Origin of the sequence: Mesorhizobium sp. M1A.F.Ca.ET.072.01.1.1 (assembly GCF_004023325.1) — a bacterium.
GTDB lineage: Bacteria > Pseudomonadota > Alphaproteobacteria > Rhizobiales > Rhizobiaceae > Mesorhizobium.
In genome coordinates, this window is sequence record NZ_RZSF01000747.1 from 1 (window position 1) to 439 (window position 439).

1 protein-coding gene is annotated in these 439 nt (G+C 62.4%); it reads left to right on the plus strand.

Translation table 11 applies throughout. From position 1 onward, the window contains the following. The coding region (gene repC, locus EOA32_RS37845; protein WP_281015323.1) for a plasmid replication protein RepC at positions 1–439 on the plus strand (439 nt) is incomplete at both ends.

Below are 439 nucleotides of genomic sequence, written 5' to 3' on the forward strand. Positions count from 1 at the left end.
AGTCACGGGAGATCCACAAGGGCAGGGTCGTCGACAAATGGCAGATCTACCGGAACCTCTGCGAGGGCAAGAGCATCATCGGCATCGGCGATCGCGCCCTGGCCGTCCTGAATGCGTTGCTGTCATTCTATCCTGACAATGAGCTGAGCGAGGAAAACGGTCTCATCGTGTTTCCCTCGAACGCACAGCTGTCGCTGAGGGCGCACGGCATGCCCGATTCCACATTGCGGAGGAACCTGGCGGAGCTGGTGGATTGCGGTCTGGTCATCCGTCGGGACAGTCCGAACGGCAAGCGTTATGCACGGAAGGGCAGGGGTGGCGAGATCGAGGAAGCATTTGGCTTCTCGCTGGCGCCGCTGCTGGCCCGTGCTCAAGAGTTCGAGGCGGCGGCCGAGCGTGTTCGCGCCGACAACAGGGCGCTCAGGCTTATGCGCGTGCG